Source organism: Patulibacter medicamentivorans (genome assembly GCF_000240225.1).
GTDB classification, from domain to species: Bacteria; Actinomycetota; Thermoleophilia; order Solirubrobacterales; family Solirubrobacteraceae; genus Patulibacter; species Patulibacter medicamentivorans.
Genome location: NZ_AGUD01000298.1, coordinates 1 through 18,005, shown reverse-complemented (window position 1 = coordinate 18,005; position 18,005 = coordinate 1). Strand labels below are relative to the sequence as shown.

The following is an 18,005-nucleotide window of genomic DNA, read 5'->3' as shown; positions in this document are numbered from 1 at the left end:
CGCCGGGGTCCGCCCGAGCCGCTGGAGCCCGGCGGCGGCGAGCACGATCGCGTCGACCGGCTCGCGGTCGGGATCGCCGGCGGTCGCGTCCGCGGCGCCGTGGACCCGCGCCAGCCGGGTGTCGACGTTGCCGCGGACCTCGACGATCCGCAGGTCGCCGCGGGCGGCCCGCAACTGGGCCGCCCGCCGCAGGCTGGCGGTGCCGACGGTCGCGGCCTCGGGCAGCGCGTCCAGCGACGGCGCGCCGATCAGGACGTCGCGCGGGTCCTCGCGCGCCGAGGCCGCGATCAGCGCCAGGCCGTCCGGCAAGGCGCCCGGGACGTCCTTGGCGGAGTGCACGGCGAGGTCGATCTCCCCCGCCAGCAGCCCCCGCTCCAGCTCGCTGACCCACTTCGACTTGTCCGGGGCCGCGCGGTCGCGGTCGCCGGTGGTGACGACCTCGACGATCTCGACCTGGTGGCCGGCGGCGGCCAGCGCCGCCGCGACGGTCCGGGCCTGGACGAGCGCGAGCGGGCTGCGGCGGCTGCCCAGCCGGATCACGAGCGACGCGGGCGCCGCTCGCCGATCGAGCGCACGTTGTCGGGCGTCCCGGTCGACGGACGCGGGGCGGCGGCATCGGCGCGGACCGGGCCACCGGCGGCGGCGTGCGCCCGCTGGACCTCGACGTCGGTGGCCGTCGCGTCGGCGTCCGGGTCGTCGAGGCCGAAGAGGTCGCGCAGGACCTCGACGTGGCCGTGGGCGTCGTCGTTGTCGCGCGAGCGCTTCAGGCGCACGGTCGGCTCGTGCAGCAGGCGCTGGACGACGGTCCGCGCCGCGCGCTCGATCCGGGCCAGGTCCTCCTCGCTGGCCGACTGCCAGCGGCCGGCGTTCTCCGCCAGCACCGCGTCGACGATCTCGGACGCGCGGCTGCGCAGGTCGACGATCGTCGGCGTCACGTCGAGCTGGCCCATCCAGCGGGCGAAGCGCTGGATCTCCTCCTCGACGATCGCCTCGGCCTGCTCGCTCTCGTCGCCGCGGCCGGCGAGGTTGCGGGCGACGACCGCCTGCAGGTCGTCGATGTCGTAGAGCGAGACGCCCTCGACCCCGGCGCACTCCGGATCGACGTCGCGCGGGACGGCGATGTCGATCAGCACCAGCGGACGCTCGCGCCGCGACGCCATCACCACGTCCAGCTCCTCGGGCCCGAGGATCGGGTGCGGCGACGAGGTCGAGGCGACGACGATGTCGGCCTCGGCCAGCTGCTCGGGCAGGTCGTGGAGGCTGCCGACGCGGCCGCCGAACCGCTCCGCCAGCCCGCGAGCGCGATCGGCGTGGCGGTTGGAGACGAACAGCGTGTGGCCGCCGCGGGCGGCCAGCGCCTGGGCGGTCAGCTCGGCCGTGTCGCCGGCGCCGATGATCACGACGCTGCGGTCCTGCAGCTCGCCGACGGTCGCGGCGGCCAGGTCGACGGCGACCGAGGCGACGCTCGTCCGGCGCTCCGACAGGCCCGTCTCGCTGCGAACCCGCTTGCCGGTCTGGAGCGCGGCCTTGAACAGCCGGTTCAGCAGCGGGCCGGTGGTCCCGGCCTGCAGCGCCAGATCGTAGGAGCGCTTGACCTGGCCCTGGATCTCGTACTCGCCGAGGACCATCGAGTCGAGGCCGCTGGTGACGCGGTACAGGTGGCGGGCGGCGTCGCAGTTGCGCGGCGCGTAGACCTGCCCCGCGAGCTCGGTCGGCCGCATCCGGGCGCGATCGGCGAGTCGCCCGAGCAGGGCGGCCTCGGCGCGCACCGGGTCGCCGACGACCAGGTAGACCTCGGCCCGGTTGCAGGTCGAGACGGCCGCCGCCTCGTGGACCTGCTCGGACGCGATCAGGTCCCCGAGCAGCAGCTCGATCTGGCGGTCGCTCAGGGCCAGCCGCTCGCGGACCGCGACCGGCGCGGTCTTGTGCGAGATCCCGAGGACCAGCAGCTCGCTCATCGCCCGAGCGCCTCCGAGGTGGGCTCGCTCTCGACCGCGGGCGCCGGCGGCGTCGCGTCGTCGCGGCCCAGCCGCTGCTCGAGCGCGTCCAGCCGACCCGCGGCGTCGCGGACCCGGAAGGCGACGATCGCCAGGTAGGCCAGCAGCACGATCCCGACCACGATCACGGCCGCGGTGACGTAGCCGGGGCTGCCGTCGTCGGCCTGGGCGAGGAGGGTGGTGGCGGTGAGCGACACGAGGGGTGGTTCCGGGAGCGAGGAAGGGCTTGGGGACAGCTACACCGCGGGCGTTACAACGTGACCGGCGACGAGGCGCGGGCCAGGTGCGGGACGGCGTCCTCGCCCTCGACCCGGCGCTGGAGCTTGCGCAGGCGGATGCGGGTGCTCTTGTGCACCAGCTCCAGGTGCCAGAGGGTGACGAAGAGGGCGCCGATCGCCAGCACCGAGAGCGCGAACGCCAGCCCGGCGGTGCCCGGCAGGTTGCTGCCGGGGTCGTTGAGCGGCTGCGGGTGCAGGAGGTTGGTCGTCAGCCGCACGACGCCGAAGCAGATCGGGGCGAAGACGCCGGCGGTGACGGCGAAGACCGAGGCCGTCCGGGCCTGGCGCTCGGGGTCCTCGATCGCGAACCGCATCGGCTGGTAGGTCGCGTAGAGCAGGAAGATGATCAGGAAGGTGACGAGCACCGGCTCGCCCCAGTCCCAGAAGGTCCCCCACGCCGTCTTGCCCCAGATCGCCCCGGTCAGCAGCGCGATCACGCAGTAGATCTGGCCCAGGTGGATCGCGACGTAGGCGCGCAGGTCGTCGAGCGGGCGGTCGCTCTGCAGGTGGCGCCAGCCGAAGAACGCGCCGGCGACGAAGGCGACCAGCGTCAGGATCGCGAACGCCGGGTGCAGGTAGGTGAGCCGCTGGCGCAGGCCCTCGGTCGCGTCGGTCGGCGCGACGGCCGCGGCCACGACGATCCACGCCACGACCAGGACGGCGGTGGCGAGCGTCAGGGGGAGCAGGCGACGGGCGTAGGGCATCGTCGAGGGGCGGCGGTCAGTCCTCGACGATTCCGTCCGAGACCGCCCAGCCGACCAGCAGGAACACACCATCATAGAGAGCCAGGACGAGCCACCACCGGCCCTCCACGGAACCGCCGTGCTGCTCCAGCAACGGCGAGACGGCCTGCGACGCGACGGCGATCACCGGGATCAGCAGCGGCACCGCCAGCAGCGGCACCAGCAGCTCGCGCGATCGGGCGGCGGCGGCGATCGCGCCGACCAGGGTCCCGGCGGCGGCGATCCCGAGGTCGAGCAGCAGCATGATCCCCGCGAACCGCAGCAGCTCGCCGGCGTCCAGCGACGACGACAGCAGCAGGAACGCGAACGCCGGGACCGCGACCAGGTGCAGGACGACGAGGAAGCTCCAGAGCGCCAGGGCCTTGGCGGCGACCAGCGCGGCGGCCGAGGCCGGGGTCAGGCGGAACGCGTCGAGGCCGCCCTCCTCCTCCTCGGCCGACCACAGCCGGCCGATGCCGAGCAGGGCGGCGAGCAGGGTCGTCACGAGCAGGACGCCGGCCGCGAGCGTCCCGTCGATGCTGCCGTCCTGGAGCCCGAAGCGGAAGAGGACGAAGGCGCCGACGCTGAACAGCAGCATCGTCGGCAGCACCTGCGGGGCGCGGCGCTCGCGGCGCCACTCGAGGGTCAGCAGGGTGCGGACGTCGGCGCCCCAGCCGGCGCTGGCCGCGCTCATCGGTACAGCGCCCCGATCTCGGCGTCGGTGATCGCGGCCGGCGCGGCCAGCAGCGCGACGGCGCCGTCCTTGAGGCCGAGCACCAGGTCGGCCTCGGCGAGCGCCGCGTCCGGGTCGTGGCCGGCGATCACGCGCGTGCGGGCGACGCCGAACGGCCGTGCGTCGAGCAGCGCGCCGAGCTGCTCGGCGGCGACCGGATCGAGGTTGGCCAGCGGCTCGTCGAGCAGCAGCAGCTCGGGGTCGGCCAGCAGCGTCGCGGCCGCCGCGGTCCGCTGCGTCAGCCCCCGCGAGAGGGCGGCGACCGGGAAGGACGCCCGCCGCTGGAGGCCGGTCGCGGCCAGCAGCTCGTCGACCTGCCCGATCGGGGCCCGCAGCAGCCGCGCGCGGTGGACGAGGTTCTCGCGGACCGTCAGGTCGCGGTAGAGCATCGGCTCGTGGGCCAGGTAGCCGACCCGCCCGCGGACGGCGTGCCGCTCGCGCGGGAGCTCGTGGCCGAGGACCCGGCAGCGGCCGCGGCTGGGGCGCAGCAGCCCGGCGAGGACGCGCAGCAGCGTCGACTTGCCGGCGCCGTTGGGGCCGAGCAGGGCCAGGGTCCCGCCGGCCGGCAGCTCGAGCGTGATCTCGCGCAGGACCAGCCGCTCGCCGCGGCGGCGGATCAGGCCGTCGAGCTGGACTCCGGGCGCCGCCGGCGCCGTGGCTGGAGGCGCGGGCGCCATCGCAGCGGAAGGGTACGGCCGCGGCGACGGCGGCGTCGGCCGTCCGGCCTGGGCGGGAGTGGCGTCAGCTCCCCGCGCCGCGGTGGCGGTGGCGTCAGGAGACCGCGGTCCGCGCGGCCTGCTGACACCACCTCGGCGGGGCGCGGGTGACGTGACGCCACCCGCTCGGCGGGGCTAGCGCACCCGGATCGTGGCGGCCGCGACCGGCGTGCGGCCGGCCAGCGCCTGGAAGGTCACCGTGCGCCCGCGGGCGACGGTGATCCGGACCGAGCGGCCGCGCGCGGCGCGGACCGTGCGGACCGTCCGGCCGGCGCGGCTGACCCGGACCCGGGTCGCCTTGACCGGCGGCTTGACGGTGCAGGTGACCGTCCGCCGCGAGCGGATCCGGCAGGTCACGCGCGGCAGCCGCGCGACGCCGTCCTTGCCCTTGGGGCCGGTCGCACCGGTCTCGCCCTTGGGACCGGCGGGACCGCCCGGGCCCGCGGGGCCGGCCGGGCCGGTGGCGCCACCGGGACCCGCAGGGCCGCCCGGGCCGCCGGGACCGGTCGGACCCGTCTCGAAGTCCGCCACCGCCGCCGTCGGCGCGCTGGTCCGCGGCGCCGCCGCGGCCTGGATCGGCCCGCTGACCCGGGTCGCGACGACGCTGCAGGCGACCTGCGCCGTCACGTCCTCGCCGCTGAGCGTGTAGCGGGTGCCGTCGGCGCCGGCGATCGGCGTCCCGTTCCGCAACCACGAGATCGCGTTGCGGACGCCGCCGGTGCCGTCGATCGTGCCCGGGTCGCAGGTCAGGGTGCGACCGGCGCGCGCCGTGCCGGAGACCGCGGGCGGGGTGACCTCGGCCGGCCGCGTGACGTAGATCCGCAGCTGGCTGGCGGGGTCGGCGGCCTGGCTGATCAGGTTGGTGTCGACGTTCTGGTCGAGCCCGAAGTCGTTGTCGTTGACGACCGCGACCCCGTCGATCCCGTCGAGCTTGGCGACGCCCTCGACCTTGTTGAAGCCGAAGTCGACGCCGGTCGGGCCGAGGTCCAGGTAGGTGCTCTTGGCGACCGGCACGACCGGAGTCGGCAGCGCCGCCAGCTCGGCGTCGGTGCCGCCGTCGAGGAAGCAGCCCAGCGGCTGGGTGCTGGCGGCGACCGTGGTGCTCGCCTGGCGCTTGGCGTAGCTGTCGTAGGCGGCCGCGGTGTGGAGGTTGGTCGCGCCGGCCAGGTCGACCGCGAACAGCTTGCGGTTGGCGTGCCCGGCCGCGTCGTCGTCGTGCTCGGCGACCAGCAGCTTGCCGTCGCCGGTCCACGTCAGGTCGCTGATCCGGAGCTTGCCCTGGGCGCTGGAGTCGGTGGTCGAGACGCTCTCCAGCCGGTAGACGTACTCGCCGGTCAGCTTCGGGTCGCTCGGCTCGCTGATGTCGAACTCGACGATCCGGACGCCGCGGTAGAAGTTCTGGCTCTGCGAGCCGGCGCCGGTGACCCCGTTGCAGCGCGTCCCGTAGCCGGCGGCCAGGTACTCGCCGTTGTTCCGGGTGTCGAGGGCGTTCTGCATGATCCCGTAGAGCTTCGTGCCGTCGGCCGAGATCGCCAGGCCCTCCATCCCGCGGTTGAGCTTGCGGGCGTTGAACTCGTGCGGCAGGCGCTCCTGCAGGGTCGGCTCGCCCGGCCCGCCGTAGGCGTCGCCCAGCGGCTGGACGCCCGCCGCGACCTGATCGGTGTCGAGCGCGCCGGCGTCGGCGGGGACGATCCGCTGGCGCATCACGCCGGCGGACGTCAGGCGGGCGATCGACGGCCGGTACTCGTCCGAGATCCAGTAGCTGCCGTCGCGCGGGTCGACGGCGATGCCCTCGGTGTCGAGCCCGTAGGGATCGGTCGGCAGGAACTCCGACAGGTGGGTGTCGTCCGACATCAACCAGATCCGGTCGTCGATCTTCGGCGCGACGACGTTGCGGAAGCCGGTGATCAGCTGCGGGTCGCCGGCCACCTGGCCGGGGCCGCCGCCGCGCAGCGGATCGCTGCCGGGGACGCGGACCTGGAGCCGGCGGAGCACCAACAGCCGCCCGTCGTCGTCGGCCTGCAGCTCCATGATCGTCGGCGCGAAGGTCGGCGTCGGGAAGCTGCGGCCGTCGACGGCCGCGTTCGGCTGGCCGTTCGGGCCGCGGTCGGTGATCGTCACGAAGCGGCGGTTGCCACTGCCCGGGACGACCTGCAGTGCCGACAGGCCGCCCTCGCGGATCCCGCCGCCGGCGACGATCGGGCTCGCCGCCGTCAGGGTCGGGCTGGGCAGGACGAGCGAGCGGTCGAGCGCGAAGCGGCCGGCCTCGGTTGGACTCGCGAGCGGGGCCGCCTGCGCGGCGCCGACGCCCACGACCGACAGCGCGGCAGCGGCGACCAGGGTCTTGCGGAGCATGACGGTCGATCCTCGGGCCCACCGGTCCGCGTGCGGTGAAGCAGCCGTGCCCGCGCGGTGAAGGTTCGGTGAACGGCGACCGAAGGCGGCGCCACCGGCGAGCGCCTGGGCGACACGACCGGCGGCCACCTCGTACCCTCCGTCGATGGCCCGCACCGCGCCCGGCGACGAGGACGACGAGCCCCGCCGCCTCAGCCCGCTGTTCTGGATCTGCCTCCTGGTCGTGATCGAGGCCGGGGTCTGGACCGCGCTCTCCGCGATCACCAGCGAGACGGTCAGCACGATCGTCGCGCTGATCGTGGGTGCCGGCTTCGTCTACCTGCTCCGCGACAAGATCTGGGGCGCCGACTGGCGCGAGCGGATGGCGGCGGAGCGCCAGCGGGCGCAGCAGCGCAAGCGGCGCTGAGCGCCTAGGGCACCAGCACGACCTTGCCGACGTTGCGGCGCTGAGCGAGGATCCGGTGCGCCTCGGGCGCGCGGTCGAACGGCACCGCCTCGGCCACCACCGGCTGCACGGTGCCGTCGGCGATCAGCGCCTGGAGCGGGGTGATCCACGGCTCGAGGGTGCCCTGGTCGTCCCACAGCGCCAGCATGTTGAGGCCGATCACGGCCTTCGAGACCGACATCTGCTTGATCAGGTTGAAGCGCGGCATCCGCAGCGCGGCGCGGGCGGCGGCGACCAGGTTCCGCGACTCGCCCGACATCACCGCCGAGGCCCCGAAGGCCACCAGCCGACCGCCGGGGCGCAGCAGGTCGTAGCTGGTCCGGAAGCTCTTGCCGCCGACCGCGTCCATGATCACGTCGAACGGCGGCAGGCCGCGCTCCCAGCCGGATCGCGTGTAGTCGTGGGCGACGTCGACGCCGAAGCCCCGGATCGCCTCGTGCTTGGCCGGCGACGCGGTCCCGTGGACCTCGGCGCCGTGGCCCTTGGCGATCTGGGTCGCGGCGATCCCGACCCCGCCGGCGGCCGCGTGGATCAGGACCCGCTCGCCGGCCAGCAGCCCGCCGTAGCGCAGCAGCCCGGCCCAGGCCGTGGCGTAGTTGACGGGGACCGCGGCGCCCTGCTCGAAGCTCAGGCGCTGGGGCAGCGGCAGCACGTCGGCCTGCGCCACCACGACCCGCTCGGCGTAGCCCCCGAAGCGGGTCCCGGCGACGACCCGGTCGCCGACCGCGTGCACCGTGACCCCGTCGCCGACCGCCCGGACGGTCCCGGAGACCTCGTAGCCGACGATCGACGGCACCTTCGGCGCGTCGGGGTAGAGCCCGACCCGCGCCATCGTGTCGGCGAAGTTCACGCCCGCGGCCCGGACGTCGATCGCGACCTGGCCGGGGCCGGGCGCGGGCGGCTCGGGCCGCTCCTGGACCTGCAGCACCTCGGGATCGCCGTGACGGGTGATGACGACTGCGCGCATGGTGGGCCGAGGCTACCCGGGCACCGGGCGCGCGCCGCTTGCGGCCTCGGCGGGTCGCAAGCGGCGCGCCGTCCCGACGACTAGGCCGCGCTGGTGGTCTGGAAGCGCCGGAGGGCGATCGGGACGCAGACGCCGATGATCACCAGGCACCAGAGGACCATCGCGACCACCGGGTGCTCGAGCGGCCAGGAGCCGGTCGCGTGGACGCCCTGGGTGATCTGGCGGACGGCCGCGACGAGGGTCGAGATCGGGTTCCACTCGCCGATCGTCCGCGGGATCAGGTCCATCTTCTCGATCGGCACGAAGGTGCCGGCCAGGAACGCCAGCGGGAAGACGATCGCGAAGCCGATCCCCTGCATCGCGTCGGAGCTGCGCACGAGCATCCCCAGCAGGACGCCGAACCAGGTGAACGCGGTCAGGCCGAGCAGGATCAGCGCGATCAGGCCGAGCACCTCGACGGCCGACATGTGCGGCTCCCAGCCCAGCAGCAGGCCGAGCCCGGCGACGATCGTCATCCCGAGGATCTGCTCGATCACCTGCCCGATCACCTGGGCGGAGATCACCGACAGCCGGGTCACGGGCAGCGACCGGAAGCGGTCGATGACGCCGGAGCTGAAGTCGTTGGCGGTCGCGACGCCGGCGCCGATCACGCCGAACGCCAGGCTCTGCCCGATCAGGCCCGGCAGCAGGTAGTCCTGGTAGCGGGGAACGCCGGGGATCTCGATCGCGGCGCCGAACACGTAGAGGAACAGCAGCGTGAAGACGATCGGCTGGATCGTGACGTCGCTGAGCCGCTCGGGGACGGCGGGGATCGTGCGCAGGGCGCGGCCGACCAGCAGGCCGGTCTCGCGGAAGTAGCGGACGACGGAGCCGGGCCGGGCCGGCAGCTCGATGGTGGGTGCGGTGACGGTGCTCATGCGGCGATCTCCTCGGCGACGTCGTCGTCGCTGCGCGCGCCGTCGGGCTTCTCGGGGGTGGGCGGGTGACCGGTCAGGGTCAGGAAGGCGTCGTCGAGGGTCGGGCGGCGAAGCGCGATCTCGTCGATCGGGACGCCGGCGTCGCGGATCGCGCCGGCGACCTCGGTGAGGGCGATCGTCTCGTCCGGGGCCGGAACCGAGACCGTCCGCTGACCGCGGTTGACCGAGATCTCGAAGCGGCCGTCGAGCGCGGCCACGATCCGCTCGAGGCCGGCGGCGTCGACGGCGACGACGTCGACGCGCTGCTCGCCGATCCGGGCCTTCAGCTCGGTCGGCGTGCCCGACGCGGCCTCGCGGCCGTGGTCGATCAGGACGATCCGGTCGGCGAGCGCGTCGGCCTCCTCCAGGTACTGGGTCGTCAGCAGCAGGGTCACGCCCTCGCCGACCAGGTCGCGGACCGTCTCCCAGACGACCATCCGGCTGCGCGGGTCGAGGCCGGTGGTCGGCTCGTCGAGGACCAGCAGCTCGGGCTGGGTGACCAGGCTGGCCGCCATGTCGACCCGCCGGCGCTGGCCGCCGGAGAGGCCCTTGATCAGCTTGTCGCGGAACTCGCCGATGTCGAAGCGGTCGATCAGGCCGTCGGCGATCGTCTGCGCGGCGCGCTTGCCGTGGCCGCGCAGCTGCGCCATCAGGATCAGGTTGCGGCGCGCGGTCAGGTTGTCCTCGAGCGCGGCGAACTGGCCGGTCAGGGAGATCGCCTGGCGGACGGCGTCGCTCTCGCGGACGACGTCGTGGCCGCAGACGGTGGCGCTGCCGCTGGTCGGCGCGACGAGCGTGGCCAGCATCCGGACGGTCGTGGTCTTGCCGGCGCCGTTGGGGCCCAGTAGGGCCACGACGCCGCCGGCGTCGACGCGCAGGTCGAGGTCGGCTACGGCGGTGAAGTCGCCGAAGCGCTTGGTGAGGCCGTCGGTCTCGACGGCGGGCGGTGTGGAGCTCATGTGGGACCTGGGGGTGCGGGCAGGACGATGCGACGGGCCGGGGATCGTGATCCCCCGACCGCGCTTGAGGCCAAGGCCGGACCTTCGTGGTCGGCCTGGAGTGCAGACCGCGGGATGAGCCGCCGGTCATCGGACGAGCGGAAAGATACAGTCACTAGAAAGTTTCTGCAACTGGAAGATTGATAGGATGAGTGCGTGAGCGCCACCTCCGGGAGTGCCGAGCGCAACGAGCCGCCTTCGGGTGCCGCCGACGCTCGGGGGCCGCGCGAGCTCGCCAGCTTCTCCCAGGCCGAGCTGGCCGACGTTCGCCGGCGGATCCGCGAGCGCCACGAGGAGGAGCGCGTGGTGCCGGGCGAGGGGCTGCGCGAGCGCAAGAAGCGCCTGATGCGGCAGCAGATCTCGGACACCGCGACCTTCATGTTCATGGAGCGCGGCTTCGACGAGGTCCGGATCGCCGAGGTCGCGGCCGAGGTCGGGGTCTCCGAGAAGACCGTCTACAACTACTTCCCGACGAAGGAGTCGCTGGTCCTCGACCGGGCCGACGACATGATCGAGCAGATGCGCCGGACGCTGGTCGAGCGGCCGCCCGACGTCTCCCCGACCGAGGCGGTCGTCGGGCTGATCGAGCGCGAGGCCGCGCGCTACGACATGCTCGATCCGGTCGCGGTCGCGACGATGATCGAGTTCAGCCGGATGGTCGACCGAACGCCGGCGCTGCAGGCGGCGATCCGGGACCTGACGGCGAAGCTCGTCGACATCGCCACCGAGGCCCTGGCCGAGAGCGCCCAGGTCGATCCGCGCGACCCGGAGCCGCGGATCGCGGCCAACGCGCTGGTCGGGCTCTGGGAGATCCACAGCGAGTCGAGCCGCCGCCGACTCACCGACGGCACCCCGCCCGAGCAGCTGCGCGAGGCGCTGCTCGACGACACCCGGCGGGCGGCACGGCTGCTGGAGACCGGGCTCTGGTCGTTCAACTCGATCGTCCAGGGCCAGAAGACCCGCTCGCAGCTGGCCGACGCCGCCCGGACCGCGAACGAGGCGCGCAAGCAGGTCATCGAGGCGCTGCGCCAGGCCCGCGACGCCTGGCGCGAGGTCCGGCGCGCCCACGACGAGCTCCACGAGAGCGGCGAGAGCCCATGGTTCGAGCGCCACCGGGCCGCCGCGGAGGAGCGCGGCGTCCACCACGCCCAGCGGGAGCGCCGGCGGGCGATCGCCGAGCAGCACCGCGCGATCGCCGACGCCTACCGCGCCGAGCACCAGGCGATCGGCAAGGCCCAGAAGCAGGAGCACCGGGAGCTGGCCCGCCAGCACAAGGCCGAGCACCGCCAGCTGCTGGAGGAGCACCGCAAGGCGACCCGCGCCGAGCAGGAGGCGCTGCGGGCCGAGCAGGAGCGGCAGCGCGGGCGGGGCTAGGCCCGCGGCGGCCGACGCCCCTGGCGGAGGGTCGCCGGCGACGCCCGCGGCTCAGCGGGCGACGAGCGACCGGTCAGGCCCGCTGGAGCTGGGCCTCGGCGGTCTGCCGCGCCGCCGCGATCAGGTCGCGGACGGCCTGCTCGCGGCCCTCGCGCAGGAGCGCGATCGGATCGGGGTCGCCGCCGACGATCCCCTCGAAGAACGCCTTGCGGTCCTGATAGGTCGGCAGCGTGCCCTTCGCCCAGCCGCGAACCTCGTTCAGCAGCACGGCCAGCCGCGCGTACTCCTCGCCGAACAGGCCCTGGACCTCGTCCTTCATCCGCTTCGCCAGCGCCGGCGAGGCGCCGGCGGTCGAGATCGCGATCGCCAGCGGCCCGGTCCGGACGATCGCCGGCAGGATGAAGTTGCAGAGCGGCGGGACGTCGACGATGTTCGCCAGCATCGCCCGCTTCTCGGCGTCCTCGAAGATCCGGATGTTGGTGTCGGTGTCGTCGGTGCAGGCGATCACCAGGAACTTGCCCTCGAGGTCCTCGGGGCGGTACTCGCGCCGCTCCCAGACGAGCGAGCCCTCGGCGGCGTAGCGCTCGACCTCGGGCCGGACCTCGGGCGCGACCACGACGACCTTGCCGTCGCAGGCCAGCAGGCCCTCGACCTTCTCGAGGCCGATCTCGCCGCCGCCGACGACCAGCCCGACCCGGTCGCGCAGCTTCAGGCAGGCGATGTAGAAGGGCGTGTCCAGCATGTCCTGCACGCAGGTCTGATCGCAGATCCCGCGCTTGAACTGGCACACGCACTCCTTCCCGGCGTAGGCGGCAGCAGGCATGGTTCAAGAGTAGAGCGTCGCGATCGGGGCGGGCCGCCGCCGATGCCGGCGGCCCGGCGGCGTACCGTTGGGGGATCGACCCGATCGCCGCGACGTGAGCACCACCACCCGCACCGGACCCGCCGCCGAGGACCGCGACGCCCCGCGGCCGACGATGGCCGCGCGTCACGCCAGCCCCGACGGGCTGTTCGACGACCACGCGATGATCCGCCGCGTCCACCGCGAGCGGCTGGTGATGCTGCACGGGCCGCGAACCCTGCTGCTGCAGGCCAGCCATCCGCTGGCCTTCGCCGGCTTCTGGTCGAGCACCGAGGTCCGGGACCTGTCGCTCGTCCACGCGCGCCTGCAGCGGACGGCGGAGGCGATGGCGACCGCCGTCTTCGGCCGCGCCGAGGACGCCGAGCGGATGGGCGAGCGGGTGCGCGGGATCCACGCGCGGATCAGCGGCACGCTCGCGAGCGACGCCGGGCCGTGGCCGGCCGGGACCGCCTGGCGCGCCGACGACCCCGAGCTGCTGCTCTGGATCCTGGCGGCGCTGGTCGACTCGGCGATGGTCGTCCACGACCGGCTGGTGCGGCCGCTGCGGCCCGAGGAGCGCGCCGCGTTCTGGCGCGACTACCGGCGGGTCGGCGAGCTGTTCGGCCTGCGGCCCGGGGACATGCCGGGGTCGATCGCGGCCTTCGACGACTACGTCGCCGAGATGATCGCGTCGGACCGGATCGTCGTCGTGCCCGACGCCCGCGACGCGGGCCGCCGGATCGTGCTGCGGCCGCCGCTGCCGCTGAAGCTGCGCCCGGCGCTGGAGCTGGTCAACGGCCTGACCGCGTCGCTGCTGCCGCCGAAGGTCCGCCGCGGCTTCGGGATGCGGACGCTGCCCGGCCGCGACCTGGCCGTCGCGGTGGCGGGCGCGTGGAGCCGCAACCTGCTGCGGCCGGTGCTGCCGCCGGCGCTGGCGTGGACCCCGCACGGGTCGCCGGCCCCGGTCCGCTGAGGCGGCGCGGCGCGGCCGGCGTCGCAACGCCGGCCGCGCCCTCCGGCGACGACCCTCAGTCGCGCTCCAGGGTCCACATCACGAGCATCGGGTGCTCGACCTCGCGGCGGTCGACGATCCGCCAGCCCTGCTGCTCGAACGCCTCGCAGTACTCCCGCTCCCACCACAGCCGGACCCCGGTCAGCTCGTGGTACAGCTCGTACGTCGGCGAGAACCACGGCTGGTCGGCCCAACGCGCGCCGGGGGTGCGGATGCCGTCGCCGATCACGAACCGCCGCAGGTTCGGGAACCACCGCTGCCAGCCGTCGAGCACCGCCGCGATCCCGCCGCCGTCGCTGGCCAGCTGGTGCAGCAGGAAGAACGACATCGCGGTCGTGACCTCGTCGCGGGGGACGCCCTGCAGCCAGGCCGGCGGCGGGCCGCCGGGGCTGACGTCGCCGCTCATCAGCCGCACGTGCCCGGCGGGATGGTCGGGGTCCGCGCGCAGGCGCGCGGTCGCGTCGACGATCACGTCCTCGGCCAGGTCGACGCCGAGCAGCCGCTCGTGCGGGGCCATCGCGGCCAGGCCGATCAGCCGTCCGGCGTCGGCGCAGCCGAGGTCGATCGTCGTCCCGGGCGCGATCCGCAGCCGGTCGGCGATCGCGCGGAAGGTGCCGGGCGCCCGGCGGGCGATCTCGGTGCAGCCACGCGCAACCGCGTCGGGATCGGTGATCGCCGGCAGCGGCGCGTTCGTGGCGGCCGTGCCCGCCGCCGCGAACGTCGGCTCCCAGCCGCGGGCGACGACGCGGACGAAGCCGCGGGCGCGGACGACCGCGCGACCGGCGTCGGTCAGGACCAGCCCGCCGTCGCCGGACGCCAGCCAGCCGAGCCGCTCGAGGGCGCCGGCGATCGCTCGCTGCACCGGCCCGGTCGGCGAGATCGTCGGCGGCGCGGCGCCGTCCGCCGGCTCGACGTCGAGCCGGCGCCACCACCCGAGGTCGTCGGCCGCCAGCAGGGTCTGGGTCGCGGTGTAGCCCTCGACCAGGTCGCCGATCTCGAGCCCCGGGTCGGCGGGCGCGGGCGGGGGCGCGAGCCGCAGCGGCGCGACCCGGTCCGGCGCCGCGGTCGCCAGCGCCTGGACCTCGATCAGCAGGCCCGCGACCGGCGGCGCGCAGATCAGGGTCGTGCGGGCCGGCGCCGCCTCGCCGAAGTGGGCGGCGAAGGCTGCGTTCCAGCGCGCGAAGTGGCGGCGGTCGACCAGGTAGCACTCGACCCGCAGCAGCCGCGCGCCGGGGCCCGCGGCCTCGGCGACCACCGCGTCGAGCCGCTCCAGGACCCAGCGGGCCTGGGCGTCGAAGTCGTCGAAGAGCGGCTCAAGCGTCCGGGGGTCGATGGCGGCGATGCCGGCGGTGGCGATCAGGTCGCCCTCGCGGGAGAACGGCGCGAAGCGCGGCGGGGTGACGGTCGCGGTGCTCATGCCGGCCGCCCTCCCACGAAGCGCGCGTCGAGGTCGGCGAGCCGCTCGACTCCCGCCAGCGCCATCGTCGTCCGCAGCTCGTCGGTCAGCAGCTCGAGCGTGCGGGCGACCCCGTGCTGGCCGCCGGCGGCCAGGCCGTAGGCGGTCAGCCGTCCGAGCACCACGACGTCGGCGCCGAGCGCCAGCGCCAGCAGCACGTCGGCGCCGGTCCGGACGCCGCTGTCGAGGGCGATCGGGACCCGGCCCGCGACCGCCTCGGCGACCTCGGGCAGCACGTCGAGGCTGGCCGGGGCGTGGTCGAGCTGGCGACCGCCGTGGTTGGAGACGACGATCGCGCTCGCGCCGGCGGCGATCGCCTGCTCCGCCGCGTCGGCGCCGAGCACCCCCTTGGCGATCCACGGCAGCTCGAACTCGGCCGCCACCTCCCGCAATCGCGCCCAGTCCCAGCGGGCGCCGTCGACGTCGAGCAGCCGCCCGAACAGCTCGGCGACGCCGATCGTGCCGGTCTCGTCGAGGTTGCCGGCGAAGTGGCGCAGGTCGGGGTCGAAGCGGTTCTCGCGGTTGCGCGTGCGCCAGCCGCCGACCGGGCAGTCGACGGTCACGCAGAGCGCCCCGTAGCCCGCTCGCCGCGCCCGCCGGGACATCCCGACCACGTGCTCGACCGGGTCGATCGGATGCAGCTGCAGGATCCGGGCGGCGGCCGGCGCGGCCTCGGCGATCGCCTCGAGTGAGAACGAGCCGGCCTCGGGGACGATCGACGCGATCCCGTGGGCGGCGTTGGCGCGGGCGACGGCCAGGTGCCCGTCGCGGTGGAAGAGCGCGTCGCCGCCGAACGGGGCGGTCAGGATCGGCGCGGCGAGCGGGATCCCGAGGAAGCTGGTCGACGTGTCCGGCGACGCGGTGGCGTGCATCGGTCGCGGGACGATCGTGCGGCGGGCGAACGCGGCGCGGTTGGCCCGCAGCGTCAGCTCGGCGCCGGAGCCGCTCTCCAGGAAGTCGGCGACGTCGGGGTCGAGGGCGGCCAGCCCGGCGCGCCGGATCTCTCCCAGGGTCGAGAACTGGACGTCGCTGCGATAGAGCGATTCGGCGCGCGGCGCCGGGGCGTCGGCGCTCGATCGCGGGGTGATGGGCAGCGCCATCCGGGCGGCCGGAGCCGGAGCCGGCACGGCGCGCGCCGCCGGGGAGGGCAGGGCGGCGCGCGCCGTCGGGCCGCTCGGGGTCGTGGTGGACGGGACGGGGGTGCGCAGGCGGGACATGGCGGGAGGTGGGTCGGAGGACGGGAGGACGAAGCGGGGGGAGTCGCCGCGACTCAGCGCGGCGCGTCGGGCACGGGGACCGGCCGGCGAGCGACGAGGGTGCTGCGGGAGCGGCCGTAGAGCAGGTAGATCGCCAGGCCGATCGCCATCCAGACGAGGAACCGGACCCAGGTCAGGCCGGCGAGCGTCGTCGCCAGCCAGACGCAGCCGCCGATCGCCAGCAGCGGCACCAGCGGCACCAGCGGCGTGCGGAACGGGCGCTCGCGATCGGGCTCCAGGACCCGCAGCACGAGCACGCCGATCGCGACCAGGCTGAAGGCGAAGAGGGCGCCGACGTTGACCAGCTCGGCGACCGTGTCGATCGAGAGGAAGCCGGCGATCGCGATCGCCAGGATCGCCAGCACGACCGTCGCCCGGTTCGGGGTGCCGGTGCGCGGGTCGGTGTGGGACAGCCCTTCGGGCAGCAGCCGGTCGCGGGACATCGCGAACAGCAGCCGCGTCTGCCCGTAGAAGATCATCAGCGCGCCCTTGGTGAGGGCGACCACCGAGCCGACCAGGATCACGTGCGTGATCCACGGCGAGCCCGCCGCGCTGAGGGCGGTCGCGACCGGGGCCGGGTTGTTGAGCGTGGTGTAGGGCGCCAGGCCGGTGAGGACGCCGCTGACCGCGACGTAGAGCACCGTGGCGATCGCGACCGAGGCGATGATCCCGAAGGGCACGTCGCGCTGCGGCCGCTCGGTCTCCTCGGCCGAGGTGGCGACGATGTCGAAGCCGAGGAAGGCGAAGAAGGCGAGCGCCGCGCCGGACACGATCCCGCTCCCGCCGAAGGGGGTGAACGGGGTCCAGTTGCCGGGGTCGACGTCGGTCGCGCCGACCACCACGACCAGCACCAGCACGCCGATCGTCACGCCGACCAGCCACTTGGCCGCCTTGGCGGTCAGGCGGACGCCGCGGACCAGCACCGCGACCAGGCCGACCAGCAGCAGGATCGCCGGCAGGTTGACGACGCCGCCGGCCGAGGGCGGCGCCGCGATCGCGTGCGGCAGATGGAACCCGAAGAGGTCCTGGAGCGTCGCGTCGAGCATCCCCGACCAGCCGATCGCGACCGCCGATCCGGCGACCACGAACTCCAGCAGCAGGTCCCAGCCGACGATGAACGCGACGACCTCGCCGAGGGTGGCGTAGGTGTAGGTGTAGGCGCTGCCGGACACCGGCACCATCGCCGCCAGCTCGCTGTAGCAGAGCGCCGCGAGCATGCAGATCGCGCCGGCGAGGACGAACGAGAGCATGATCGCCGGGCCGGCCTTGGTCGCGGCGGCGACGCCGGTGGTGACGAAGATGCCGGCGCCGACCATCGAGCCGACGCCGATCGCCGTCAGGTCGAGGCGGCCGAGATGTCGTCGTAGGCCGGTGCGGGAGGCCTCGGCGACGGCCAGCTCCGGTGGCCGGCGGCGCCAGCGGGCGGCGACCGGCGCTGGGACGGAGGAGGGATGGATGGCGCTCATGTGGCCATCGTGGTGACCGATGTCGCACATCTCGTTGTCCATCTGGCCCACGATCAGCGGCGCCACTCGGCCCAACTGGACATCTCATTGTTCTATTTGGTTCATCATGATGTCCATCGTGCCCTTGGTCGTGGTCCTGCTCCTGCTCGCCGTCGCCGTCCTGCGGGGCGCGTCGTACCTGCCGACGTCGTGGGCGCTGGAGGACCTCGACCCGGTGGTGGTCGTGGCCGGCCAGGTCGCGGTCGCGGCGTTGGCGGCCGCGGCGCTGCTGGCCGTGCGGCCGGCGTCGCGGCGGGCCGCCGCGGTCCTCGCGCGGGAGCGGCCGCTCGCGGTGCTGGTCCTGGGGCTGACGCAGACGGCCGCGCCGCTGCTGCTGGTGGCCGTCGCGCTGCGGACCGTGCCGACCGGCCTGACCGCCGTGCTGATCGCCGCG

At 74.8% G+C, this 18,005-nt stretch carries 17 protein-coding genes and 1 pseudogene; 4 read left to right on the top strand and 14 right to left on the bottom strand.

What is annotated here, in order from left to right:
• The 7 genes from hemC to PAI11_RS20990 form a co-directional block, all read right to left on the bottom strand.
• Window positions 1–540: hydroxymethylbilane synthase (gene hemC / locus PAI11_RS21020; RefSeq protein WP_040601243.1), on the bottom strand; the 540-nt coding region annotated here is incomplete at its 3' end.
• The gene (hemA, locus tag PAI11_RS21015) at window positions 537–1,958 is read right to left on the bottom strand and encodes a glutamyl-tRNA reductase (protein ID WP_007578493.1); all 1,422 of its coding nucleotides are present in this window, start codon (window positions 1,956–1,958) and stop codon (window positions 537–539) included. The genes hemA and hemC, both read right to left, overlap by 4 nt.
• Window positions 1,955–2,194 (bottom strand): hypothetical protein, encoded by a 240-nt coding sequence (locus tag PAI11_RS21010; RefSeq protein WP_007578491.1) that lies wholly within the window; start codon window positions 2,192–2,194, stop codon window positions 1,955–1,957. The genes hemA and PAI11_RS21010 overlap by 4 nt, the downstream gene beginning before the upstream one ends.
• Window positions 2,195–2,247: 53 nt before the next feature.
• The gene (gene ccsA, locus PAI11_RS21005; RefSeq protein ID WP_007578489.1) at window positions 2,248–2,979 is read right to left on the bottom strand and encodes a cytochrome c biogenesis protein CcsA; all 732 of its coding nucleotides are present in this window, start codon (window positions 2,977–2,979) and stop codon (window positions 2,248–2,250) included.
• A 16-nt stretch (window positions 2,980–2,995) separates the two neighbouring features.
• Window positions 2,996–3,691 carry a heme exporter protein CcmB gene (locus PAI11_RS21000; RefSeq protein ID WP_007578487.1) on the bottom strand — a complete coding sequence of 232 codons (696 nt, stop codon included), beginning with the start codon at window positions 3,689–3,691 and terminating at the stop codon, window positions 2,996–2,998.
• The gene (locus PAI11_RS20995; protein ID WP_007578485.1) at window positions 3,688–4,407 is read right to left on the bottom strand and encodes an ATP-binding cassette domain-containing protein; all 720 of its coding nucleotides are present in this window, start codon (window positions 4,405–4,407) and stop codon (window positions 3,688–3,690) included. Before PAI11_RS20995 ends, PAI11_RS21000 begins: the two co-directional genes overlap by 4 nt.
• Window positions 4,408–4,581: 174 nt before the next feature.
• Window positions 4,582–6,801, bottom strand: coding sequence for an esterase-like activity of phytase family protein (locus PAI11_RS20990; protein WP_007578483.1), 2,220 nt, complete (start codon window positions 6,799–6,801; stop codon window positions 4,582–4,584).
• A gap of 145 nt (window positions 6,802–6,946) precedes the next feature.
• On the opposite strand from PAI11_RS20990, the gene PAI11_RS20985 reads away from it, so the two are divergent.
• Window positions 6,947–7,207 carry a hypothetical protein gene (locus PAI11_RS20985; protein ID WP_007578482.1) on the top strand — a complete coding sequence of 87 codons (261 nt, stop codon included), beginning with the start codon at window positions 6,947–6,949 and terminating at the stop codon, window positions 7,205–7,207.
• 4 nt (window positions 7,208–7,211) lie between these two features.
• Here PAI11_RS20985 and PAI11_RS20980 read toward each other — a convergent pair whose 3' ends face one another.
• The 3 genes from PAI11_RS20980 to PAI11_RS20970 form a co-directional block, all read right to left on the bottom strand.
• Window positions 7,212–8,213: a zinc-binding dehydrogenase gene (locus PAI11_RS20980; protein WP_007578480.1), complete on the bottom strand. Its 1,002-nt coding sequence runs from the start codon at window positions 8,211–8,213 to the stop codon at window positions 7,212–7,214.
• Window positions 8,214–8,293: 80 nt separating this feature from the next.
• Entirely contained in the window at window positions 8,294–9,130 is an 837-nt protein-coding gene (locus tag PAI11_RS20975) for an ABC transporter permease (RefSeq protein WP_007578478.1), read from the bottom strand.
• Window positions 9,127–10,128: a daunorubicin resistance protein DrrA family ABC transporter ATP-binding protein gene (locus PAI11_RS20970; RefSeq protein ID WP_007578476.1), complete on the bottom strand. Its 1,002-nt coding sequence runs from the start codon at window positions 10,126–10,128 to the stop codon at window positions 9,127–9,129. The genes PAI11_RS20975 and PAI11_RS20970 overlap by 4 nt, the downstream gene beginning before the upstream one ends.
• 195 nt (window positions 10,129–10,323) lie before the next feature.
• Here PAI11_RS20970 and PAI11_RS27920 point away from each other — a divergent pair, with 195 nt between their 5' ends.
• Window positions 10,324–11,541, top strand: a complete 1,218-nt coding sequence (locus PAI11_RS27920) for a TetR/AcrR family transcriptional regulator (protein WP_007578474.1) — start codon at window positions 10,324–10,326, stop codon at window positions 11,539–11,541.
• Between the two features lie 73 nt (window positions 11,542–11,614).
• On the opposite strand, the gene PAI11_RS20960 is transcribed toward PAI11_RS27920, so the two are convergent.
• Window positions 11,615–12,364 (bottom strand): precorrin-2 dehydrogenase/sirohydrochlorin ferrochelatase family protein, encoded by a 750-nt coding sequence (locus PAI11_RS20960; protein ID WP_007578472.1) that lies wholly within the window; start codon window positions 12,362–12,364, stop codon window positions 11,615–11,617.
• A gap of 94 nt (window positions 12,365–12,458) precedes the next feature.
• On the opposite strand from PAI11_RS20960, the gene PAI11_RS24930 reads away from it, so the two are divergent.
• Window positions 12,459–13,355 carry an oxygenase MpaB family protein gene (locus PAI11_RS24930; RefSeq protein ID WP_007578470.1) on the top strand — a complete coding sequence of 299 codons (897 nt, stop codon included), beginning with the start codon at window positions 12,459–12,461 and terminating at the stop codon, window positions 13,353–13,355.
• A 55-nt stretch (window positions 13,356–13,410) separates the two neighbouring features.
• Here PAI11_RS24930 and PAI11_RS24925 read toward each other — a convergent pair whose 3' ends face one another.
• The 3 genes from PAI11_RS24925 to PAI11_RS20940 are packed head-to-tail and all read right to left on the bottom strand — an operon-like array spanning window position 13,411 to window position 17,572.
• Complete coding sequence (locus PAI11_RS24925) at window positions 13,411–14,811, bottom strand: Rid family hydrolase (protein WP_007578469.1); 1,401 nt, start codon at window positions 14,809–14,811, stop codon at window positions 13,411–13,413.
• Window positions 14,808–16,067 (bottom strand): alpha-hydroxy acid oxidase, encoded by a 1,260-nt coding sequence (locus PAI11_RS20945; RefSeq protein ID WP_211656642.1) that lies wholly within the window; start codon window positions 16,065–16,067, stop codon window positions 14,808–14,810. Before PAI11_RS20945 ends, PAI11_RS24925 begins: the two co-directional genes overlap by 4 nt.
• Window positions 16,068–16,120: 53 nt before the next feature.
• On the bottom strand, window positions 16,121–17,572 hold the full coding sequence (locus PAI11_RS20940; RefSeq protein ID WP_138974462.1) for an amino acid permease: 1,452 nt from the start codon (window positions 17,570–17,572) through the stop codon (window positions 16,121–16,123).
• Window positions 17,573–17,690: 118 nt separating this feature from the next.
• Between PAI11_RS20940 and PAI11_RS20935 the strand changes: the two are divergent.
• Window positions 17,691–18,005: pseudogene (locus PAI11_RS20935) on the top strand (hypothetical protein); the annotation flags it as partial.